Consider the following 19,504-nt stretch of genomic DNA (forward strand, 5'->3'; position numbering starts at 1 on the left):
CGCCACCGTATCCCACGGCCGAGCCATCACGACTCGACGGGGACGGCGGTCGCCACGAGGTTGTCCTCGTAGGCTCCCGCCACGGGATCCCAGTCGCCTGCGCACGTGATGAGCCGCAGCACGGGAGGCCCGTCGCGCGTGAAGAGGTCGTCGAGCGGCAGGCGCTCCTTGCCGAGCTGCTCGACGGTGTCGACGCGGTACTGGAGGACGGCGCCGCTCGCCGTCGTCACCTCGACGACCGCGCCGGGCTCGACGTCGAAGAGCGCCGCCATGGGCGCGGGGCCGATGTTCGAGTCGACGTGCCCGGACAGCACGGACGATCCGGCGGCGCTGCCGGGCTCGGGGCCGTACTCGTACCAGCCGACCTCGGAGACGAGCTCGGGCACGTCCATCTGGCCGTCGTCGCGGACGCCGACGGGCACGACGACGAGGTCGAGGCCGACGTCGGGCACGCGCACCGAGACGGGCGCGTCGACCGCGGCGGCCTGCTGCGCGCCGATGCCGGCATCGGAGCGACCGACGGGTGCCGCGGGCGTGGCGGGGGCGGGGGATGCCGTCGTCGGCGCGGGGGAGGCGGACGCGCTCGGTGCGACGGGAGGCGCCGCGTCGAGCATGGGCTGCGGATTCGAGAGGCCCTGCGCGCCGACGACGATGCCGACGACGGCGAGCACGAGCGCTCCTGCGCCCGCGGCGACCGCCGCGATGCGTCGTCCCTGCCTGGCCATGCGTGCATCCTCTCGACGTCGTGCGACATGCGGAGCCCGGGCCCCCGCGCTGGGATCGCGGGAGCCCGGGTGGTCGTGCGTCAGCGCTGCTGCGCCGTGGCGACGGCCGGTCGGCGCGCTGCCACGAGGGCGGCGATGCCGAGGAGGCCGGCGATCGCGAGCACGATGCCCGCGATGCCGCCGGCGGTCGCGTCATCCGCTGCGCCACCGAGTCCCGAGGGGACGCCGGCGGGTGCGCTGTGCGCCTGCACGGTCTGCACGGCGAGGGCGAGCGTGCCGTCCTCGGCGCTGCCCCACGCGGTCACGATGGTGTTCGTGCCCTCTGCGAGGTTCAGGTCGGCCGGGCCGATCACGACGTCCTCGGTGCCGGCGAGCACCACGTCGGCCGTCACGGCGCCCGCTGCGGTCTCGAGCGAGGCCTCGTTCGGGTTCACGATGCCCTCGACGACGGGCGTGCCACCGGCGCGCACGTCGACGGCGGGAGCCGCGGCGAGGTGTCGCACCGTCAGGCGAGCCTGACCGGCGGCCACGGGCTCGGTGTCGTTGACGAACGCGCCCAGCGTGGGCGTGCCGTCGGCCGTGAGGTGCGCGACGAGCGTGATGTTCGCGTTCGCGGGCACCTGGACGTCCATGGCCTCGATCGCGGGCGTCGCCGTCGCAGGGTCGTCGCCGTCGGCGTACACCTGGATGTCGTACGCGCCGGGCGCGAGCATGAGCGGGTCCGTGAGCGTGCCGGGCACGAAGTCGGGCACCGTCTCGGCGCCGTTCACGTACACGTCGACCGTGAGGCCGGGAACTGCGTGCAGCACCGACACCGTCGCGTCGCCCTCTGCGGCGAGCGCGGGCGCGGCGCCCAGCGCGGACATGGCGAGGATGGCGGCTCCGCCGATCGCGAGCTTGCCCTTCATGTGCGTCTCCTGTCTCTGGGGAGGCGCACGTCGCGCGCCACCTTCACCCCCATATCGGGGGAGAGGGGCGGATCGGTTGCAGCGGAGGCGGCGCTCGCCATCCCGGGCGTGTCGCGCGGTCTCGCGAGTCGATCCGGAGGCAGTCCCGCCGTGCCGCGGTCGGTCGCCCTACGCTTGCCGCCGTGCAGCACGACGCGACGGGCGATGGGGCGATCCCCTCCGTGGCGCTCGCGCGGCGCCTCGTGATCCGGTCGTCGATCGCGACGGCGGCGTGGCTCGCGCTGGCGGCCGCGCTCGTCGCGGCGGCGGCCGCGGTGCTCGTGGCCGTCCTGGCTGGCGACGCCCCGGGGTTCGTCGCGCTCCTCGCACCCGCGATCGCCTGGTGCGGTGCGTGGACCGGCCTGCCGCCGGTCGTGGTCTGGCGCCATCGCCGGCGCATCCTCGCGGCCGCCTCCGCTCCGTCGCCGTCGGAGCGCGCGATGGCGACGAGGCTCGTTCGGGTTCGGCTGCGATGGTCGGCGCAGGGCGTCACTGGCGTCGAGCTCGCCGGCCTCGCCCCGACGGCAGGGGCTCGCTTCGTCGAATCCGGCGCGCCGCCGGTGCTGCACCTCGTCGCCGTGGCGCTCGTGCTCGTCGTCGTCGTGCTGGCCGCGGTCGTCGGGGTCTGAGCGTGCCGCGCGTCGCGCGGCGTCAGCGGCGCCCGATCGCCCGCGCCGCTGCCTGCTCGTGCGCGCGCACGAGGCGGCGCTCCTGCGCCTCGGCGCGGCGCACGAGGGTCTCGAGGTCGATGCCGTCGACAGCCTCCGCGACCTGCAGCGCCCGCCATCCGGTTCGTTTCGCGCGCACCATGGTCAGCAGCGCCTCGAGCTCGACGAGGTCGGTCGTGGGGGAGCGGCGCAGCACGGCGCCGTTGCCCTTGAGGCGGCCGAGGCGCTCGCCGATCGCGACGCCGATCGGCGCGATGCGGTGCCTGCGCACGCGGGCGCTGCGGAGGATGCGCCGCTCGGTGCGCAGATCCTCGCGCACCTGGGCGGCGAGCTGCGCGAGGTCCGAGCCCCACGGTCGGCTGCGGTGGCTGCGCGCGGCACGCTCGAACGCGCGCACGCCCGCGTGGGCGCCGAGCTCGTGGTCGCGGAGGTACACGGCGAAGGGTCGTCGGGATCGCATGGTGCGAGCATCCCCCGCCCGGTGCGAGCGCGCAGGGCCCTTGCGCGCGCTCCGGGACGCTGGCAGGGCGCTCGACGGCGAGCGTCGTGCGCTGCGCCGACGTCATCGATGCCTGGGCACGCCCTTCAGCATGCGGTCGACCGGGTTCCTCGCACCGTGCACGGCGACGCCCACGAGGTCGAGCTCCGCGCCGGCAGCGGCCGCGACGACCTCGCGATTCGCTGCGTCGTGCCCGGTCGCGAACATCCCCCGGTCGTAGACGGCGACGCGCATGGCTCGGGCGACCGCCCGCTCCCGCACGCGCCGCAGCGCGTCGGCGTCGCCCTGCAGCACGGTGATCGGCTGACCGAGCATCGGGAGGTAGGCGGCGCCGTCGGCATCGACGTACGGCTCGCCGAGCAGGTCGGGGTCGGATGCGACGCCGCTCGCGAGGAAGGCCGCGACGTTCGCCGCCTGCCAGGGCTCGAGGGCGTCCAGCAGCACGAGGGCGATGCGGGTGGGGAAGCGCACGGAGTCGTCGACCATGCCCCCATCGTCGGCGTCGTGCGGGTCGGCCGTCTTGTACGTTCCTCGCATGGCGCACGACACATGGATGCGCGCGTGGCGCCCCCGCGTGCCGGGCGTGCGCGAGGTGCTCCATGCGCGCATGACCGACCACGCGTATCCCGCGCACGCGCACGCCGACTGGGCGCTCATGCTCGTCGACGAGGGTGCGGTCTCGTACGACCTCGGCGGACGCGCACGCATCGCCGACCGCTCGCGTGCGACGCTGCTCCCGCCCGGCGTCGCGCACGACGGGCGAGCCGCGTCCAGGGCCGACGGCTTCCGGAAGCGGGTGGCCTACCTCGACGCGTCGTGGCTGTCGGCCACGCTCGCCGGCGCCGTCGTGGATCGACCGGACCGCGACGACCTCGTCGCCGAGACTCGGATGCTGCACCGGGCGCTCGCGACGCCGGGCGCCGAGCTCGCGGCCGAGGGGATGCTCGTCGAGCTGTCGGGGCGGTTCGCGGCGTCGCCGGGTGCCGCCATCGCCTCCGTGCGCGACCCCGCGCTCGCCCTGCGACTGCGAGACCTGCTCGAGGACCGGCTCGTCGACGGCGTCCCGCTCGCCGAGGCGGGGCGGCTGCTCGGCGCGCATCCCGCGCACCTGTCGCGGTCGTTCTCGGCCGCGTTCGGCATCCCTCCCCACCGCTACGTCACGGGCAGGCGCGTCGACCTGGCGCGGCGCCTCCTGCTCGGCGGCCACCCGCCCGGCGAGGTCGCGGCGGCCGCGGGCTTCCATGACCAGGCGCACCTCACGCGGCACTTCCGGCGGGTGCTCGGCACGACGCCGGCCCGCTTCGCGGGCTCGGGCGCACGGGCCACGCGGGCCTGAGAGGCGCCCGACGGGCAGACCTGCCCATGGAGCCATCGCGTCGCGACCGGCAGGATGCACAGGCCCCCTCGCCGCATCCTCGCGTCATCGAACGGAGCCCCTCATGGACAGCAACCTCCTCGGCCTCATCGCCATCGGCGTCCTCCTCGTCATCATCGCCCTGACGGCGCTCCGGTACTGGGGCCGTCGTCGGCTGCGCGAGGTCGCGGCGGAGCGGAGGGTGACCGCCGTGCCCGACATGCTGCAGGCGTTCGGGCGATCCATCGTGCTCGGCACGGACCCCGCGCGCGCCACCGCGCTCGTCGAGGCGCTGCCGAAGCGGAAGGCGAAGCCGCTGGGCGACGGCACCTGGGGCATCGACTACGTCACGAAGCGCGACGTCGTGATCGCGGTGCGACCCACCGCCGACGGCTCCGAGATCCTCGTCACGTCGCTCGTCGAGCACTCGGGCTTCCCGCAGGGGCTCGTGCCCTGGCAGGCCTTCGCCACGAAGGTCGAGGAGGCGGCCGGCGCCGCGGGCATCCCCGTACGACGCGGCCAGCACGGCTTCCGCTTCGCGCCTCCGCCGGCGAACACGCTCGAGCACGGCGCCTGGGTCGTCACGCCCTGACGGGCTCGGACCTCGTGCGCGCCGTCAGATAGAAGCGGTGCGCCGTGATGACGAGCGCGAGCCACGCGAGTCCCAGCACGAAGCCCGCGAGCACGTCGGTGAACCAGTGGTGGCCGAGGAAGACCCGCGTGAAGCCGATGACGACGACGTAGGCGAGCGCTGCGAGGCCGATCGCGATCCGCGCGCGCTGGCTCGTGCGGCGCAGCATGACGAGGTAGGCGATGACGCCGACGATCGCGACCGCGTTGAGGGTGTGCCCGCTCGGGAACGACTCCGACAGCTCGAGCGGCGGCACCGCGTCGGAGTGCGGCGGGCGCACGCGATCGATGAACCGCTTGCCGACGATCGTGAGGAGCACGGACACCGCGCCCGTCGTGGCGATGAGGACGACGGGCGTCCACGACCTGCGCCGCAGGGCGAGGGTCGTCATCGCGATGAGCGCGATGATCGGCATGCCGATCGTGCCCGCGGTCTGCGTCACGACCGTGAGGGTCGCGTCGAGCGCGGGGGAGCGCAGCCCGAGCAGGTCGTCGAGCAGCGGGCGGTCGACGCCGGCGACGCCGCGGCTCGTGGTGATCGACCCGTAGATGAGGATGACGATCGCGGCGGCGACGACGAGCACCACGACGGCGACGACGAGCGCGAGCGCGAGCGCCGCGTAGGGCCCCGAGCGGCGCGCGACCGTGCGTGCACCCTCGGCCGTCGCCTCGCCGAGCGGTCCGCGCCAGCGCGTGAGGTCGACGGTGCCGATGCTCGTGTCGTGCCTGCGCTCCCCGGTGACACCGGCCTCGTCGGAGGTCGGGCGGGTGATGGATCCGTCGCTCATCGGCTCAGGATGCTGCATCCTCGCGCCGCTGCCAACGGGGATGCGCCGACTTGCATGCTGCGCCGCGCGCGCCTGGCGCATATCAGCGGTGCGTGATATGCACGGGGCATGCAGTCGTTCGCCACCCTCGCCGATCCCGTGCGACGCCGCATCGTCGAGGTGCTCGCGGACGGCGAGCGATCGGCCGGAGCGATCGGCGCCATCGTGCAGCCCGCGTTCGGCATCACCCAGCCCGCGGTGTCGAACCAGCTGCGTGCGCTGCGCGAGGCCGGCGTCGTCGAGGTCGAGGCGCACGGCTCGCACCGCATCTACCGCCTCGCGCCCGGCGCGTTCGACGACGTCGCCGCATGGGTCCAGCGCTACGCGGCGCTCTGGCCGCAGCGGCTGGACGCGCTCGAGACCGAGCTCGCGCGCGGGCGACGCGCATCCGCACCCGCCGCACCCGCATCCCGTCGCTCCGCGTCCGACGCCGAGGAGGCATCCGCATGACCACCACCGAGGGCGTCGTCCGCGCGCTCACCGGCTCGCGCGAGCACCCGACCGTCGACGTCGAGCGTCGCGTCCCCATGTCGCCGGCCGCCGTGTGGGACGCGCTCGTGCAGCCCGACCGTCTCGCGCGCTGGCTCGGCACGATCGAGGGCGACGTGCGCCCGGGGGTCGGCGACGCCTTCGGGCTGCGACTCGGCGATGCCGTGGGTGATCGCGCCGACTGCACGCTGCTCGCCTGCGAGCCCGGGCGCAGCATCACGATCGCCTGGCGGTGGGAGGGCGAGCCCGACAGCGTCGTCCACGTCACGGTCGAGCCGAGCGACGACGGCTCGGTGCTGCGGCTGCGGCACGAGCTCGTCGCCCCGCAGCCGATCGCCGACTACGGCGCCGGGTGGGAGGCGCATCTCGGCACGCTCGCCGACGACCTCGCCGGGCTCGAGCCGTCGCCCTTCGCGCTTCGCGAGCACGGCACCTGGCAGAGCCTGGCCGACGGCGTGCTGCAGGTGGAGCGCGTCGTGGCCGCGCCCGTCGAGCGCGTCTGGGCGGCCTTCGCCACGGTCGAGGGGCTCCGAGCCTGGTGGTGGCGGCACTGGGAGGACACGACCATCGAGGCCGACCTGCGCGTCGGCGGGCACCTCCGCATCATGGCGCCCGCCGCCGGCATCGTGCTGACGGGCGAGATCCTGGTCGTCGACGAGGCGGAGGGGAGGCTCGCGGCGACGTGGACGTGGACGGACGCCGGCGGCACGAGCGCCGACGAGGCCTTCGACGTGCGGCTGGCAGCCGAGGCTGACGGCACGCGCGTGATCGTGCGGCACTCCGGCCCGTGGGCCGACGAGGCGCCGGCCGCCTCCTACCGCCAGGGCTGGACGTTCGTGCTCGACGAGCTCGCGGCGGTCGTCGGGAATGCTGGGTCGGCAGACACGGCGAGTCGCTGACGGTGCGCTCCGGGGCGCCGCGCCACGCGGGTCCCTCTCGCGATCGTCACGCGGTGGGCAGCACCCCGGCGAGGATGCGGTGCAGCTCGTCGACCGCGGCGGGCGAGGTGCCGGTGCGCCGCACGAACGACGTGCGCCGCGTGCCCAGGTGCTGCACGGTCGCGCGGGCGACGACGGGGAACCGGGTGTCGAGCGCCGCTGGCGTCGCGATCGTGCAGGCGAGGCCCTCGGCGACGATGCCGTGGATCATGCCGAGGTCGTCGGTGCGCATGAGGATGCTCGGCTCGAACCCGGCGGCGCGGCAGGCGCGCAGCAGCACGCGGTGCGACGTCTCGTCCTCGTCGCGACTGCTGATCCAGTCGACGCCGGCGAGGTCGGCCAGGTCGAGCGGCTCGTCGTGGGCCTGCGATCCGTCGTCGACGACGAGCACGCGGTAGTCCTCCTCGAGCAGCAGCGTCGCCTCGAGGTCGGGCGTCGCGAACGCCGGCTCGTCGACGGAGTCGTAGATGAGGCCCGCGTGCAGGTCGCCCGCGTGCAGGCGAGCCACGACCTCCGTCGGCTCCGCCTCCACGACCTCGACCTGCACGGGCCGCCGCGACCGCAGCTCGCGGATGGCCCGTGGCAGCAGCTGCGAGCCGATGGATGCGAACGTGCCGACGCGGATCGTCGCGAGCCCGAGGTCGCGCTGCGTCGTCACGAGCCGCTCGGCCTGCTCGAGGCGCGCGAGGATCTCGTCGGCCTCGGCCGCGAGCACGGCGCCGAGCGGCGTGAGGCGCGCGCCGCGGCGGTCGCGATCGACGAGCCGCACCTCGAGGGTGCGCTCGAGCGTCGCGAGGTGGTGCGCGATCGTCGGCACGCCGTAGCCGAGCGCGCTCGCGGCGCGCGTGAGCGACCCGTGGTCCCGCACGGCCTGGAGCACGCGCAGCTGCTGCGGTTGCATCATGACATGCAGGGTATGAGAGTTCTGGCGAGACTGTGCCATTCCCTCTTCGACGCGGGACTCGTAGGTTCGGCATCGTGACCGAGATCATCGCTGCCAGCACCCGCCCCGACGCCGACGCGCACCGCACGACGCTCGCCGAGGCCCGCATCCTCGACGCCCTCGACGAGCAGGCGCTCGTCGCCGATCTCGTCGACATCATGCGCATGCCGAGCATCACGGGCACCGACGCGGAGTCGGACATGCAGCACCGGCAGGCGCAGCGACTGGCCGGGCTCGGGTTCGCCGTCGACTCGTGGCGACTCGACCTCGACGCCCTCGCCGCGCATCCGGGCCACCCCGGCACCGAGGCACCCCGGCTCGAGGGCTACGGCGTCGTCGGCGCCTACGGCCCCGAGGGCACGCCGGCGCTCGTGCTGCAGGGGCACGTCGACGTCGTGCCCACGGGCGACCTCGACCGTTGGCGCGACCGCGACCCGTTCAGCGGCGCCATCCACGACGGCGCGGTCCACGGCCGTGGCGCGTGCGACATGAAGGCCGGCGTCGCCGTGAACCTCGCGGTCGCGCGCGCGCTCGCGACCTCGGGCGTGCGCCTCGAGCGGGCGTTCGCGGTCCACGCGGTCGTGAGCGAGGAGGACGGCGGGCTGGGCGCGTTCGCGACGATGCTGCGCGGCCATCGCGGCGACGCCGCCGTCATCACCGAGCCGACGAGCGGCCGCATCGTCGTGGCGAACGCCGGTGCGCTCACGTTCGAGCTGCGCGTGCACGGCCTCGCGACGCATGGCAGCAGCCGCCTCGCCGGGCAGAGCGCGTTCGAGGCGTTCCTGCCCATCCACGCAGCCCTCGTCGCGCTCGAGCGCCGCCGCAACCGCCGCGCGGACGTGCTCTTCGACGGCAACCCGCAGCCCTATCCGATCTCGATCGGCACCGTCCGCGCGGGCGACTGGTCGAGCAGCGTGCCCGACCTGCTCGTCGCGGAGGGGCGGCTGGGCGTGCAGCTGGATGAGGAGCCGGCGGATGCGCGCGCCGCGCTCGAGCACGCGGTCGCCGCCGCGAGCACGAGCGACGCCTGGCTGCGCGACCACCCCGTCGAGGTGCGATGGACGGGCGGGCAGTTCGCGAGCGGACGCCTCGACGTCGCGCACCCGCTCGTCGACGAGGTGCGCACGGCGATCGGCGTCGTCGAGCACCGCGAGGTCGCGCTGGGCGCCGCGCCCTACGGCAGCGACCTGCGGCTCTACGCGGGCATCGGCGGCATCCCGACCCTGCACTACGGTCCCGGCGACGTGCGGCTCGCGCACGGCCCCGCCGAGCGGGTCGACGTCGCCGAGACGATCCGCGTCGCGCGCACGCTCGCGGTGCTCGCCGCACGCCGGTGCGGGGCGTCCGTGCGCTGAGCCGGCCGGATCGCAGCCGCCCGAGCCGACGGCACCCCCGCCGGCCATGCCGACGGGGGTGCGAGGTCGCGCGGTCGCCCGCGGCAGGTCAGCCCTCGGTGCCGGGAGGGGCCGCCTCGTCCTCCTCGGGCTCGAACGTCGACTGCTCGCCCGTGTGTCCCACGCCCACGCCGTCGGGCGCGTCGGGGATCGTCGAGTCGTCGCCGAGCCCGCCCTGCTTCGGGGTGCCCTCCTCGTCGCGGGCGTCGTGCTGGTCGTCGTGGTCGGTCATGGTGACCCCTTCCCTCGGTCCCTCGAACGCTACGCGCGCACCTCGGCGTCGGCGAGGCGTTGACACCCGACGTGGCCGCTCGCAGCGGGCGACGGACGCGCATCTCCCCTGCGATCGCGCATGCCCGCGCGCCGCACGGGACCCCGAGCATCCGATCCCGGCTACCCTGGAGGGAGAGAGCGCTGTGCGCCGGCCTTCGTCCGTTCGTGGACGACCGTGCGCGACGCCCCGCATCCAGAGATCGCGCGGCCGGACTCTCCCCTCATCTCTCACGCACGGAGCAGTCATGGCCAACAGGCGCAACGCACCCGCACACGCACCCGCACGACACCACCTCGACCTCGCGACCCCGAAGCGGCTCGACCCGAAGGGCATGCGCATCACGCCCCTCGGCGGCCTCGGCGAGATCGGTCGCAACATGACCGTCTTCGAGCACAAGGGCAAGCTGCTCATCGTCGACTGCGGCGTCCTCTTCCCCGAGGAGCACCAGCCCGGCATCGACGTGATCCTGCCCGACTTCTCGGCCATCCGGTCACGTCTCAAGGACGTCGTCGGCATCGTGCTCACGCACGGCCACGAGGACCACATCGGCGGCGTCCCGTACCTCCTCAAGGAGCGGGCCGACATCCCCATCATCGGCTCGCGCCTCACGCTCGCCTTCATCGGCGCGAAGCTGCAGGAGCACCGCATCAACCCGGTGACGCGCACCGTCACCGAGGGCGACCGCATGACGACGGGTCCGTTCGACCTCGAGTTCGTCGCCGTGAACCACTCCATCCCCGACGCCCTCGCGGTCGCGATCCGCACCGAGGCCGGCCTCGTGCTGCACACGGGCGACTTCAAGATGGACCAGTTCCCGCTCGACGGTCGCACGACCGACCTGCCCGCCTTCGGCCGCCTCGGCGACGAGGGCGTCGACCTCTTCCTCGTCGACTCGACGAACGCCGACGTGCCCGGCTTCATGCTGTCGGAGGAGGACCTCGCACCGGCGATCGACCAGGTGTTCCGCACCGCTCCTCGCCGCATCGTCGTGTCGAGCTTCGCGAGCCACGTGCACCGCATCCAGCAGGTGCTCGACGCCGCCGAGCGCCACGGACGCAAGGTCGCGTTCGTCGGCCGCTCGATGGTGCGCAACATGGGCATCGCCTCGGAGCTCGGCTACCTCACCATCCCCAAGGGACTCGTCGTCGACATGAAGACGCTCGAGAAGCTGCCGCCGACCGACATGGTGCTCATCTGCACCGGATCCCAGGGCGAGCCGATGGCGGCGCTGTCGCGCATGGCGAACCGCGATCACATCATCGACATCGGCGAGGGCGACACCGTGCTGCTCGCGTCGAGCCTCATCCCCGGCAACGAGAACGCGATCTACCGCATCATCAACGCGTTCACGCGCTGGGGTGCGAACGTCGTGCACAAGGGCAACGCCAAGGTGCACGTCTCGGGTCACGCCTCGGCCGGCGAGCTCGCCTACTGCTACAACATCCTGCAGCCCACCGCGGTGCTGCCGGTGCACGGCGAGTGGCGTCACCTCACGGCGAACGCCGCGATCGCCGTGCGCACGGGCATCGAGGAGGACAAGGTCTTCGTCGTCGAGGACGGCGTCTCGATCGACCTCGTCGGCGGCGTCGCGAGCATCAGCGGCCGCGTCCCCGCAGCCGAGATCTTCGTCGACGGCTCGTCGGTCGGCGTCGCGGCCGAGGACGCCATGATCGACCGCCGTGCGCTCGCCGAGGAGGGTGCCATCACGGTGCTCGCCATCGCCGACCTCCGCACCGCGCGGCTCGGCGACCCGATCGAGTTCTTCACGCGCGGCTTCGTCGACCAGGCCGGCTGGCAGAAGGGCGCGAGCGCCGCGATCGAGGAGGCCCTGCGCGTCGAGGGCGAGTCGTCGACGCGCAGCGTCGAGGACCTCGAGCGCGTCATCACCCGCAGCCTCGGCCGCTGGCTCGACCGCAGGCGCCGCAAGCCCGTCATCACGACGATCGTCGTCGAGGAGTGAGACGCGGCCGGGCCCCTCTCGGGCCCGGCCGTCGCTCGTCTCCCGGCCCGAACGCCGGATCCGCGTCGCAGCGGGACGTCGTGCGCGATGCGCTTCCGACCCTCCGCTCCGGCGTGCGCACGGCGCCCGCGGACCATGGACCAGGATGCGCCGGCACGCAAGGTGTCATCCGCCACCCGGATCCGCGCATATCGTCTGACCATGGACGAGACGATCGCGGACGTGGTGCTGCCCTGCCTCGACGAGGCGGGGGCGCTGCCCGGCGTGCTCGGCAGCCTGCCTCCCGGCGTGCGCGCGATCGTCGTCGACAACGGCTCGACGGACGGCTCGGCCGAGATCGCCGAGGCGCACGGCGCGCTCGTCGTGCACGAGTCGCGGCGCGGCTTCGGCGCGGCGGTGCATGCGGGGCTCCTCGCGGCGACGGCGGACATCGTGGCGTTCTGCGACGCCGACGGCTCGTTCGACACCTCCGAGCTCACCCGCGTCATCGACCCGGTCGCGCAGGGCCGCGCCGACCTCGTGCTCGCCCGCAGGCGGCCCGTGCGCTACTCGGCCTGGCCGACGCACGCGCGCATCGCGAACCTCGCGCTCGCCCGCATCATCCGCCGCGCGACGGGCCTGCCGGTGCACGACCTCGGGCCGATGCGCGCGGCGAGGCGCGAGATGCTGCTGTCGCTCGACCTGCAGGATCGCCGCAGCGGCTATCCGCTCGAGATGCTGCTGCGCGCGGTGCAGGAGGGCTGGCGCGTCGAGGAGACCGAGGCGAGCTACCTGCTGCGCACCGGTCGCTCCAAGGTGACGGGCACCGCCCGCGGCACCATCGTGGCCATCCGCGACATGCGCGGCGTCATCGCCCGCGTCGGGGAGGTGCGCGCATGACGACGCTCGTGGTGCTCGCGAAGGAGTGCATCCCCGGCAAGGTGAAGACGCGGCTGCACCCGCCGTTCTCGCTCGAGCAGGCCGCGACGATCGCCGCCGCGAGCCTCGACGACACGATCGCGGCTCTCGCGAGCCTGCCCGTGCAGCGCCGCATCCTCTGCTTCGACGGCGACGTCGCACCCGACTCGGCTGCGGGCTACGAGGTCGTGCAGCAGGTGGCCGGTGGGCTCGACGAGCGCCTCGGCGCGATCTTCGACGCCGTCGAGGGCCCCATGGTGCTCGTCGGCATGGACACGCCGCAGCTCGACGCCGCGATGCTCGCGCCCATCGCGCAGGCGTGGCCCGAGGGCGTCGACGCCTGGTTCGGCCCTGCGCTCGACGGCGGCTTCTGGACGCTCGCGCTCGCCGACGTCCCCGCGCGCGGCGACCTCATCCGCGGCGTCCCCATGTCGCGTGACGACACGGGCGCCCTGCAGCGCGCCCGACTCGTCGAGGCCGGGCTCGGCGTGCGCGACCTCGAGTCGCTGCAGGACGTCGACGACGCCGATGCCCTCGCGGCCGTCGTCGCCCGCATCCCGAGCAGCCGCACGGCAACGGCCGTGCGCGCGACGGGCGTGCGCATCGGCGGCTCGGGGCAATCCGGCGGGTCGGCAGGGAACGAACCATCCCCACGCCCGACGAGCGGGCGCACGCCCGACCTCGACGCAACGAGCGGCGTGCGATGAGGGGGATGGCGTGAGCGACTTCGGCGAGGGTGGTCAGGCGCCGTACGAGCGCGCGCTGAGCACGGGAAGCTCGGCGATGCTGCAGCTGCGCGAGGTCGCAGGCGCACGCCCCGGCATGACGAGCCTCATCGACGTCGCGCGCTTCACGGCCTCCGCCGACGACGTCGACCTGGCGATCCTCGAGCGCGGCGACGGCGCCGTGATCGACCTGGGATGCGGTCCCGGGCGCATGGTGCGCGCCGCGATCGCGTCGGGCAGGCACGCCCTCGGCATCGACGTGTCGTCCTCGGCGGTCGAGCTGGCCCGCAGCGACGGGCTGCCCGTGCTGCAGGCGTCGCTCTTCGACCCGCTGCCCGACGAGGGCGCATGGGGGCAGGCGCTGCTGCTCGACGGCAACCTCGGCATCGGCGGCGACGTCGTGGCGCTCGTGCGACGCGCCACCGCGCTCGTGCGCGTCGGCGGCGTCGTCGTCATCGAGACGCACCCGCGACGTCGGCGCAGCCGGCAGTTCGACGCGGTCCTCGTCGACCAGCACGGCGGCCGCAGCGAGACGTTCCCGTGGGCCGAGATGGGCTGCGACGCCCTCGTCGGCGCCCTCCGCGCGGCCGGCGTCGACGTCAGCGGTCAGTGGACGCTGCGCGGGCGGACGTTCGTCGAGATCGTCCGAGGCTGATCGCAGCCGCCAGCACGGTGACGACGGCGATCGCGCCCCACAGCAGGGCGAGGTCGCGAGCGTAGTCGCCGGCGAGCACGCTGTCGTTGCGTGCGCCGCGAGCCTGCGCGACGACGAGCGGCACGGCGAGCAGGGTCAGGCAGGCGCCGACGCCCCACGCCATCCGGATCACGGTGCGCGCGCGTGCGGTGAGGCGGCCGCCGACCCGGTCGAGCCCGCGGGTCGTGAGCGTCGTCGCCGGTGCGACGATGCCGTCGTGCACGACGATCGCGGCGGCCAGCCAGGCGGCGAGCGACAGCAGCTGGTCGAAGCGCTGCGTGGCGAGCACGAGCACGATGCCGAAGATCGCCGCCGCCGCGCCGAGCACGACGAGCACGATGCGCGCGGCCCTCACGAGAGCACGTCGATCTGCGCGAGCCACTTCGTCTGCAGCACGCCGGGCCTGCCGGGGGCGATGATGCGGGCGGGGTAGCCGTGGTCCATCGACAGCGCCTCGCCGTTCAGCTCGAGCGCGACGAGCGTCGTGGGGTCGGCGACGAACTCCGGCCCCATCTCGGTGACGCGGTAGTTGCCGTTCGGCTGCAGGCTCGTGATGCGCACGCCGCGGTTCGGCTGCCCCGTGGCGGCGACGAGCTCGAGCAGGCGCACGCCGCGCCAGTCGGCGACGGTGCTCCAGCCCTCGACGCATGCGATCGGGAGCGTCGCGGCGGTCTGCGACCGGCCGAGCAGCTGGTCGCGCGTGAAGGCGAGGGTCGAGCCCCCGCCGCGCACGACGAGCGCCCAGGTGGATGCCGTGGCGAGGTCGAGCACGCCGGCCTCCGCGGCCGTGCGGTTGATCGGCACGCCCTGCTCGCCCGCTCCGGCACGCCGCGGCGCGAACGCGGCGAGGGGGGCGAGCGGGGCGATCGTCTGCCCGGCCGTCACCGCGGTGACGGCGAGCGCCGCGATCCCCACGCCCGTGAGGAAGGTGCGCCGGCTGCGATCCGCGTCGCTCGTCATGGCTGCTCCTGCCGCGGCTCGGTGGCGGCTGCGGGCGTCGGCGCCCCGTCTGCGGCCGATGCGGGCGTGGGCGCCTCGGCGTCGTCCCGTGCGGGCGACGGCGCCCCGTCTGCGCCCGATGCGATCGACGGCGGCTCGTCCGCGGCGGGGCGCGCGCGCCAGTGCTCGACGATCTGCGGCAGGTGCGTGCCGATGTGCACGACGAGCGAGCCGATGACGATCCAGGCGAGCGCGAGGTGCACGCGGCGGAACGAGAACTCCCACGGGTACCACTGCAGCGTGTTGAGGAAGCCGATGGCGACCTGCACCAGGGAGGTCGACACGAGCACGGCGATCGAGACGCGCTCGAGGGCGTGCAGCGGCGAGCGCACGGGCGGCCAGGAGAACAGCCGCGGGTACACGACCCACAGCTTCGCCAGCAGCAGCGGCATCGCGACGGTGCCCGCGATCACGTGCAGCCCCTGCGTCCACTGGTAGAGCTGCACCGGCCGCGTCGGGAACGTCATCCACGGCAGCGGATCCTGCAGCGCGTGGCTGTACAGGCCGGTCGCGAAGCAGACGACGAACGCGAGGCCGAGGAGGCGACCGACGACGACGGTGGTGCGCGTCGTCCGCGCCGGCGAGTCGAGCACGTCGCGGACCTGCTCGAGGCGCGCCTCGATCGCTCGCGTGGCCGCAGCGGGCACGCGCGGCCTCTCGTCGGCGATGCGCATCACTGCAGTATGCGTCGCGCGGGGCCCATTCGGATCGTCGATCCGGCGTGGCGTCCGCGGCGAACCCTCGTCGACGGCGGATCGGGCGCCTGCGCGCAAGCGCGTGACCGGGCGCCGCGCGCACCGGCAGACTGGGGCGCGACGGCATCGAGGCATCGACGAAGGTGGGCAGCGTGAGCACGACGGGGATCGTTCCGAGGATCGGCGTGATCGGTGGATCGGGGCTGCAGCGCCTGCTCGCGGAGGGTGCGGGCGACGAGCTCGACGTCGCGACGCCGTTCGGGCCCACGTCGGGGCCGATCACCGTCGGCACGCTCGAGGGCACGCCCGTCGCGTTCGTCGCGAGGCATGGCAGCGGCCACTCGGTCGCGCCGCACGAGATCCCGGCGAAGGCGAACGTGTGGGCGCTCGCGAGCCTCGGGGTGCGCGCCATCGTGTCCTCGACGGCGGTCGGCGGGCTGCGGCCCGACCTGCCGCCGGGCAGCCTCGTCGTGCCCGACCAGCTCATCGACCAGACGCGCATCCGCAGCGGCTCGGATGCCGTGCGTCGCGACACGTTCTACGGCGCGGGCGTCGTCGAGCACCTGACCTTCGCCGATCCGTTCACGCCGTCCCTCGTGCGCATCGCGCTCGACGCGCTCGCGGGCATCGGCGAGACGGCGGTGAGCCCGGCGACGACCGTCGTCATCGACGGCCCGCGCTTCTCGACCCGCGCGGAGTCGCAGTGGTTCCGCTCGCTCGGCGGCGACATCGTGAACATGACGCAGTACCCGGAGTCGGCGCTCGCGGCCGAGCTCGGCCTCGGCTACGTGAACCTCTCGTTCGTCACCGACACCGACGCCGGGGTCGCGGCGGCCGACGTCGACGAGGATGCCGTCGATGCGTCGCGGGTCTTCGAGCGTCTCAGCCGGGCGCAGCCGCGCATCGTCGCCGCCATCGCGGCGATCGCCGCCGCGATCCCGGACGACGTGGCCGTGTCGACGGGCATCGCGCGCGACGCCATCGACGCCGTGCTCGCCCTCGCGCCGAGGGCGACGGCATGAGCGCCGCGACGACGGTGCTCGTCACCGGCGGTGCGGGCTTCATCGGCAGCCACGTCGTGGAGGCGGCGCTCGCGCGGGGCTGGCGCGTGCGCGTGCTCGACTCGCTGCGCGCCGACGTGCACGGCGACGGCACGATGCGCGTGCCCGCGCAGGACGGGCTCGAGATGGTCGTCGCCGACCTCGCCGACGAGGACGCGGTCGCCGGCGCGCTCGAGGGCGTCGACGTCGTCTGCCACCTCGCGGCGAAGGTGGGCCTCGGGGTCGACTTCGCCGACGCCGCCGACTACGTGACGAGCAACGTCACCGGCACCGCGACGCTGCTGCAGGCCATGCGCGTCGCGGGCGTCCGCCGCCTCGTGCTCGCGTCGTCGATGGTCGTGTACGGCGAGGGCGCGTACCGCGACGCCGAGGGGCCCCTCGCCGTGCCGCCGCGCCTCGTCGCCGACCTCGAGGCCGGCCGCTTCGAGCCGGTGTCGCCGCGCACGGGCGAGCCCGTGGAGCCGCTGCTCGTCGACGAGTCGGCGCCGAGCGATCCCCGCAACGTCTACGCGGCGTCGAAGCTCGCGCAGGAGCACCTCGCCGCGGCATGGGCGCGCGGCGGCGACGGCTCGGCCGCCTCGCTGCGCTTCCACAACGTCTACGGGCCGCACATGCCCATGGGCACCCCGTACGCGGGCGTCGCGTCGATCTTCCGCTCGTCGCTCGAGCGCGGCGAGGCGCCGAGGGTGTTCGAGGACGGCGGCCAGCGCCGCGACTTCGTGCACGTGCGCGACGTCGCCGATGCGAACCTCGCCGCAGCCGACTGGACGTTCGAGCAGCCCGTCGGCGCATCGCGCGCGTTCAACGTCGGCAGCGGCACGGTGCACACCATCGGCGAGATGGCCACGGCGCTCGCGGACGCGTTCGGCGGCCCCGCTCCCGTCGTGACGGGCGACTACCGCCTCGGCGACGTGCGTCACGTCACCGCCTCGTCGAGCCGCGCCGCCGACGAGCTCGGCTGGCGCGCCCGCATCGGGTTCGCCGAGGGCATGGAGGAGTTCGCGCACGCGCCGCAGCGACCGCCGGCGGGTCGGGACGGATCGCGGGCATGACGCCCAGCACCCCCTCGACGCCCGCGGGCGCATCGCCGCCGGAGGCGTCGCCTCCCGACGACGCGCGACCGCGCGGGCGCGGCATCCGGTGGGTCCGGCGCTCGGAGGCGCTCGCGATCGGCGGCATCGCCGTCGCGATCCTGCTCATGGTGCTCGCGCACGTGCTCCCGAAGGAGCTCGACTGGACGGTGCGCTCGCGCAACTACCCGCCGCTCCATGCCACGTGGATGCCGCGCACCGGCCCGGGCACGCCGTTCGCGATCGCCACCGCGCTGCTGCTGCTCGTCGTCGGCGAGCGCGTGGCGCGCACGTGGCCGTGGCGGCGACTGCTCGTGGCGAGCGCCGTCGCGGCGTTCGCATGGATGCTGTGCCTCGCCCTCGTCGACGGCTGGGCGGGCATCGCCGACGTCCTCGAGTCCGACATCGAGTACCTGCAGACCGCGCGGCAGGTCGACGACGTCGGAGCGACGCTGCGCGAGTTCGTGTCGCGCATCCCCGCGGGCTCCGAGGGCCAATGGCCCGTGCACGTCGCAGGGCATCCGCCGGGCGCCCTGCTCACGTTCGTGCTGCTCGTCCGTCTCGGGCTCGGCACCGGGGGTGCGGCGGGCATCGTCGTCATGGTGCTCGCAGCCTCCATCCCGGTCGCCGTCATGCTCACGCTGCGCATCCTCGGCGCCGAGCGGTACGCGCGCCTCGCCGCCCCGTTCCTCGTCGCCGGACCGGCTGCGATCTGGATGGCCGTGTCGGGCGATGCGCTCTTCGCCGCCGTGGCCGCGTGGGCGACGTGCCTGCTCGCCGCCGCAGCGACGGCTCGGCGCTGGTGGGCGGGTGCCGCGCTCGGCGTCGCATCCGGCCTGCTCTACGGCTGGTGCGTCTTCCTCTCGTACGGTCTGCTGCTGCTCGGCGTCCTCGCCGTCGGCGTGCTCGTCGCCGCACGCGCCTGGCGGCCGCTGCCGTGGGCGGTCGGCGGCGCGCTCGTGGTGGTCGCGGCGTTCGCCGTCGGCGGCTTCGCATGGTGGGAGGCGTATCCCGTGCTCGTCGAGCGCTACTACGCCGGCATCGCGAGCGAGCGGCCCTACTCGTACTGGGTGTGGGCGAACCTCGCCGTGCTCGGCTTCAGCGCCGGGCCCGCGGCGGGCGCCGCGGTCGCCCTCGCCGCGTCGCGGCTGCGCGCGATCCGCGACGGCGGCGCGCTGGGCGTGCTCGTCGTCCTCGCCATCGCAGGCATCGCGATGGTGCTCGTCGCCGACGTCTCGGGGATGAGCAAGGCGGAGGTCGAGCGCATCTGGCTGCCGTTCGTGCCGTGGGTGCTGCTCGGCACGGCGCTGCTGCCGAGGTGGCTGCGCCTGCCGACGTTCGCCGTGCAGCTCGGCACGGCGCTGCTCATGCAGCACATCGTCTTCTCCCAGTGGTGACGATCCGGCCCGTTCGGCGAGAGCGAACAGGGCCGGCCCATCCGCCGGACGGGGGTGCTGCGAACCTTGGGCACGACGCGGTGCTCGCCCCGAGGCCAGCGCCGCCACTGGAAGGACTTGCAATGAAGATCATGAACAGCACGCTCGGCAAGAGCACCATCGGCGTCCTCGCCGCTGGCGCTCTCGCCCTCTCGATGGCCGCCTGCTCGACGCCGGCCGAGGAGCCGGCGGAGTCCAGCGCCTCGTCCGAGACGCCCGACCCGACGGCCGTCATCGACGACCTCGGTGGCGTGGACACGCAGGTCACGCTCGACCAGG

The 19,504-nt window shown here is 74.4% G+C and carries 23 protein-coding genes and 1 pseudogene; 14 read left to right on the forward strand and 10 right to left on the reverse strand.

Features of this window, described 5'->3' with window-relative positions:
• Positions 1 to 26: 26 nt before the first annotated feature.
• Positions 27 to 725, reverse strand: a complete 699-nt coding sequence (locus tag ABD249_RS15765) for a class F sortase (protein WP_344345032.1) — start codon at positions 723 to 725, stop codon at positions 27 to 29.
• An 80-nt stretch (positions 726 to 805) separates the two neighbouring features.
• Positions 806 to 1,633, reverse strand: coding sequence for a DUF4397 domain-containing protein (locus tag ABD249_RS15770; protein WP_344345034.1), 828 nt, complete (start codon positions 1,631 to 1,633; stop codon positions 806 to 808).
• 182 nt (positions 1,634 to 1,815) lie between these two features.
• Here ABD249_RS15770 and ABD249_RS15775 point away from each other — a divergent pair, with 182 nt between their 5' ends.
• Complete coding sequence (locus tag ABD249_RS15775; protein WP_344345036.1) at positions 1,816 to 2,301, forward strand: hypothetical protein; 486 nt, start codon at positions 1,816 to 1,818, stop codon at positions 2,299 to 2,301.
• A gap of 22 nt (positions 2,302 to 2,323) precedes the next feature.
• On the opposite strand, the gene ABD249_RS15780 is transcribed toward ABD249_RS15775, so the two are convergent.
• Positions 2,324 to 2,800, reverse strand: a complete 477-nt coding sequence (locus ABD249_RS15780) for a hypothetical protein (RefSeq protein ID WP_344345038.1) — start codon at positions 2,798 to 2,800, stop codon at positions 2,324 to 2,326.
• 102 nt (positions 2,801 to 2,902) lie between these two features.
• The gene (locus ABD249_RS15785) at positions 2,903 to 3,325 is read right to left on the reverse strand and encodes a DUF2000 family protein (RefSeq protein WP_344345040.1); all 423 of its coding nucleotides are present in this window, start codon (positions 3,323 to 3,325) and stop codon (positions 2,903 to 2,905) included.
• Positions 3,326 to 3,374: 49 nt separating this feature from the next.
• Here ABD249_RS15785 and ABD249_RS15790 point away from each other — a divergent pair, with 49 nt between their 5' ends.
• Positions 3,375 to 4,175: an AraC family transcriptional regulator gene (locus tag ABD249_RS15790; protein WP_344345043.1), complete on the forward strand. Its 801-nt coding sequence runs from the start codon at positions 3,375 to 3,377 to the stop codon at positions 4,173 to 4,175.
• A gap of 103 nt (positions 4,176 to 4,278) precedes the next feature.
• The gene (locus tag ABD249_RS15795) at positions 4,279 to 4,785 is read left to right on the forward strand and encodes a hypothetical protein (RefSeq protein WP_344345046.1); all 507 of its coding nucleotides are present in this window, start codon (positions 4,279 to 4,281) and stop codon (positions 4,783 to 4,785) included.
• Here the strand turns inward: ABD249_RS15795 and ABD249_RS15800 are convergent.
• Positions 4,775 to 5,611, reverse strand: coding sequence for a phosphatase PAP2 family protein (locus ABD249_RS15800; protein ID WP_344345049.1), 837 nt, complete (start codon positions 5,609 to 5,611; stop codon positions 4,775 to 4,777). The genes ABD249_RS15795 and ABD249_RS15800 overlap by 11 nt on opposite strands.
• Positions 5,612 to 5,719: 108 nt before the next feature.
• On the opposite strand from ABD249_RS15800, the gene ABD249_RS15805 reads away from it, so the two are divergent.
• Both ABD249_RS15805 and ABD249_RS15810 read left to right on the forward strand, forming a co-directional pair.
• Complete coding sequence (locus ABD249_RS15805; RefSeq protein ID WP_344345052.1) at positions 5,720 to 6,100, forward strand: ArsR/SmtB family transcription factor; 381 nt, start codon at positions 5,720 to 5,722, stop codon at positions 6,098 to 6,100.
• A complete protein-coding gene (locus ABD249_RS15810) occupies positions 6,097 to 7,038 on the forward strand; it encodes an SRPBCC family protein (RefSeq protein ID WP_344345055.1) in 942 nt (313 codons plus the stop codon). Before ABD249_RS15805 ends, ABD249_RS15810 begins: the two co-directional genes overlap by 4 nt.
• A gap of 46 nt (positions 7,039 to 7,084) precedes the next feature.
• Here ABD249_RS15810 and ABD249_RS15815 read toward each other — a convergent pair whose 3' ends face one another.
• The gene (locus ABD249_RS15815) at positions 7,085 to 7,981 is read right to left on the reverse strand and encodes a LysR family transcriptional regulator (RefSeq protein ID WP_344345057.1); all 897 of its coding nucleotides are present in this window, start codon (positions 7,979 to 7,981) and stop codon (positions 7,085 to 7,087) included.
• A gap of 74 nt (positions 7,982 to 8,055) precedes the next feature.
• Here ABD249_RS15815 and ABD249_RS15820 point away from each other — a divergent pair, with 74 nt between their 5' ends.
• Entirely contained in the window at positions 8,056 to 9,375 is a 1,320-nt protein-coding gene (locus ABD249_RS15820; protein WP_344345060.1) for an ArgE/DapE family deacylase, read from the forward strand.
• Positions 9,376 to 9,463: 88 nt separating this feature from the next.
• On the opposite strand, the gene ABD249_RS15825 is transcribed toward ABD249_RS15820, so the two are convergent.
• Positions 9,464 to 9,646 (reverse strand): hypothetical protein, encoded by a 183-nt coding sequence (locus tag ABD249_RS15825; RefSeq protein ID WP_344345063.1) that lies wholly within the window; start codon positions 9,644 to 9,646, stop codon positions 9,464 to 9,466.
• Between the two features lie 286 nt (positions 9,647 to 9,932).
• Here ABD249_RS15825 and ABD249_RS15830 point away from each other — a divergent pair, with 286 nt between their 5' ends.
• The 4 genes from ABD249_RS15830 (at position 9,933) to ABD249_RS15845 (ending at position 13,925) form a co-directional block, all read left to right on the forward strand.
• Positions 9,933 to 11,648, forward strand: a complete 1,716-nt coding sequence (locus tag ABD249_RS15830; protein ID WP_425546348.1) for a ribonuclease J — start codon at positions 9,933 to 9,935, stop codon at positions 11,646 to 11,648.
• 201 nt (positions 11,649 to 11,849) lie between these two features.
• A complete protein-coding gene (locus ABD249_RS15835) occupies positions 11,850 to 12,527 on the forward strand; it encodes a glycosyltransferase family 2 protein (RefSeq protein WP_344345066.1) in 678 nt (225 codons plus the stop codon).
• Positions 12,524 to 13,252 (forward strand): TIGR04282 family arsenosugar biosynthesis glycosyltransferase, encoded by a 729-nt coding sequence (locus ABD249_RS15840; protein ID WP_344345069.1) that lies wholly within the window; start codon positions 12,524 to 12,526, stop codon positions 13,250 to 13,252. The genes ABD249_RS15835 and ABD249_RS15840 overlap by 4 nt, the downstream gene beginning before the upstream one ends.
• 10 nt (positions 13,253 to 13,262) lie before the next feature.
• Complete coding sequence (locus ABD249_RS15845; RefSeq protein WP_344345072.1) at positions 13,263 to 13,925, forward strand: class I SAM-dependent methyltransferase; 663 nt, start codon at positions 13,263 to 13,265, stop codon at positions 13,923 to 13,925.
• Here the strand turns inward: ABD249_RS15845 and ABD249_RS15850 are convergent.
• From ABD249_RS15850 to ABD249_RS15860, 3 genes are read right to left on the reverse strand one after another with little or no spacing between them, the layout of a single operon-like run.
• Positions 13,870 to 14,319 (reverse strand): hypothetical protein, encoded by a 450-nt coding sequence (locus ABD249_RS15850; protein ID WP_344345075.1) that lies wholly within the window; start codon positions 14,317 to 14,319, stop codon positions 13,870 to 13,872. The genes ABD249_RS15845 and ABD249_RS15850 overlap by 56 nt on opposite strands.
• Positions 14,316 to 14,924: a molybdopterin-dependent oxidoreductase gene (locus ABD249_RS15855; protein ID WP_344345078.1), complete on the reverse strand. Its 609-nt coding sequence runs from the start codon at positions 14,922 to 14,924 to the stop codon at positions 14,316 to 14,318. Before ABD249_RS15855 ends, ABD249_RS15850 begins: the two co-directional genes overlap by 4 nt.
• Positions 14,921 to 15,637 carry a cytochrome b/b6 domain-containing protein gene (locus tag ABD249_RS15860; RefSeq protein WP_344345081.1) on the reverse strand — a complete coding sequence of 239 codons (717 nt, stop codon included), beginning with the start codon at positions 15,635 to 15,637 and terminating at the stop codon, positions 14,921 to 14,923. The genes ABD249_RS15855 and ABD249_RS15860 overlap by 4 nt, the downstream gene beginning before the upstream one ends.
• 206 nt (positions 15,638 to 15,843) lie before the next feature.
• On the opposite strand from ABD249_RS15860, the gene ABD249_RS15865 reads away from it, so the two are divergent.
• From ABD249_RS15865 to ABD249_RS15880, 4 genes and pseudogenes are all read left to right on the forward strand, one after another.
• Positions 15,844 to 16,680 (forward strand): MTAP family purine nucleoside phosphorylase, encoded by an 837-nt coding sequence (locus tag ABD249_RS15865; protein ID WP_344345084.1) that lies wholly within the window; start codon positions 15,844 to 15,846, stop codon positions 16,678 to 16,680.
• Positions 16,677 to 17,771 (forward strand): NAD-dependent epimerase/dehydratase family protein, encoded by a 1,095-nt coding sequence (locus ABD249_RS15870; protein WP_344345087.1) that lies wholly within the window; start codon positions 16,677 to 16,679, stop codon positions 17,769 to 17,771. Before ABD249_RS15865 ends, ABD249_RS15870 begins: the two co-directional genes overlap by 4 nt.
• Positions 17,768 to 19,186 (forward strand): hypothetical protein, encoded by a 1,419-nt coding sequence (locus tag ABD249_RS15875; protein WP_344345090.1) that lies wholly within the window; start codon positions 17,768 to 17,770, stop codon positions 19,184 to 19,186. Before ABD249_RS15870 ends, ABD249_RS15875 begins: the two co-directional genes overlap by 4 nt.
• A 131-nt stretch (positions 19,187 to 19,317) precedes the next feature.
• Positions 19,318 to 19,504 (forward strand): annotated as a pseudogene (locus ABD249_RS15880) (hypothetical protein); the annotation flags it as partial.

Source organism: Agrococcus versicolor, from assembly GCF_039531815.1.
GTDB lineage: Bacteria > Actinomycetota > Actinomycetes > Actinomycetales > Microbacteriaceae > Agrococcus > Agrococcus versicolor.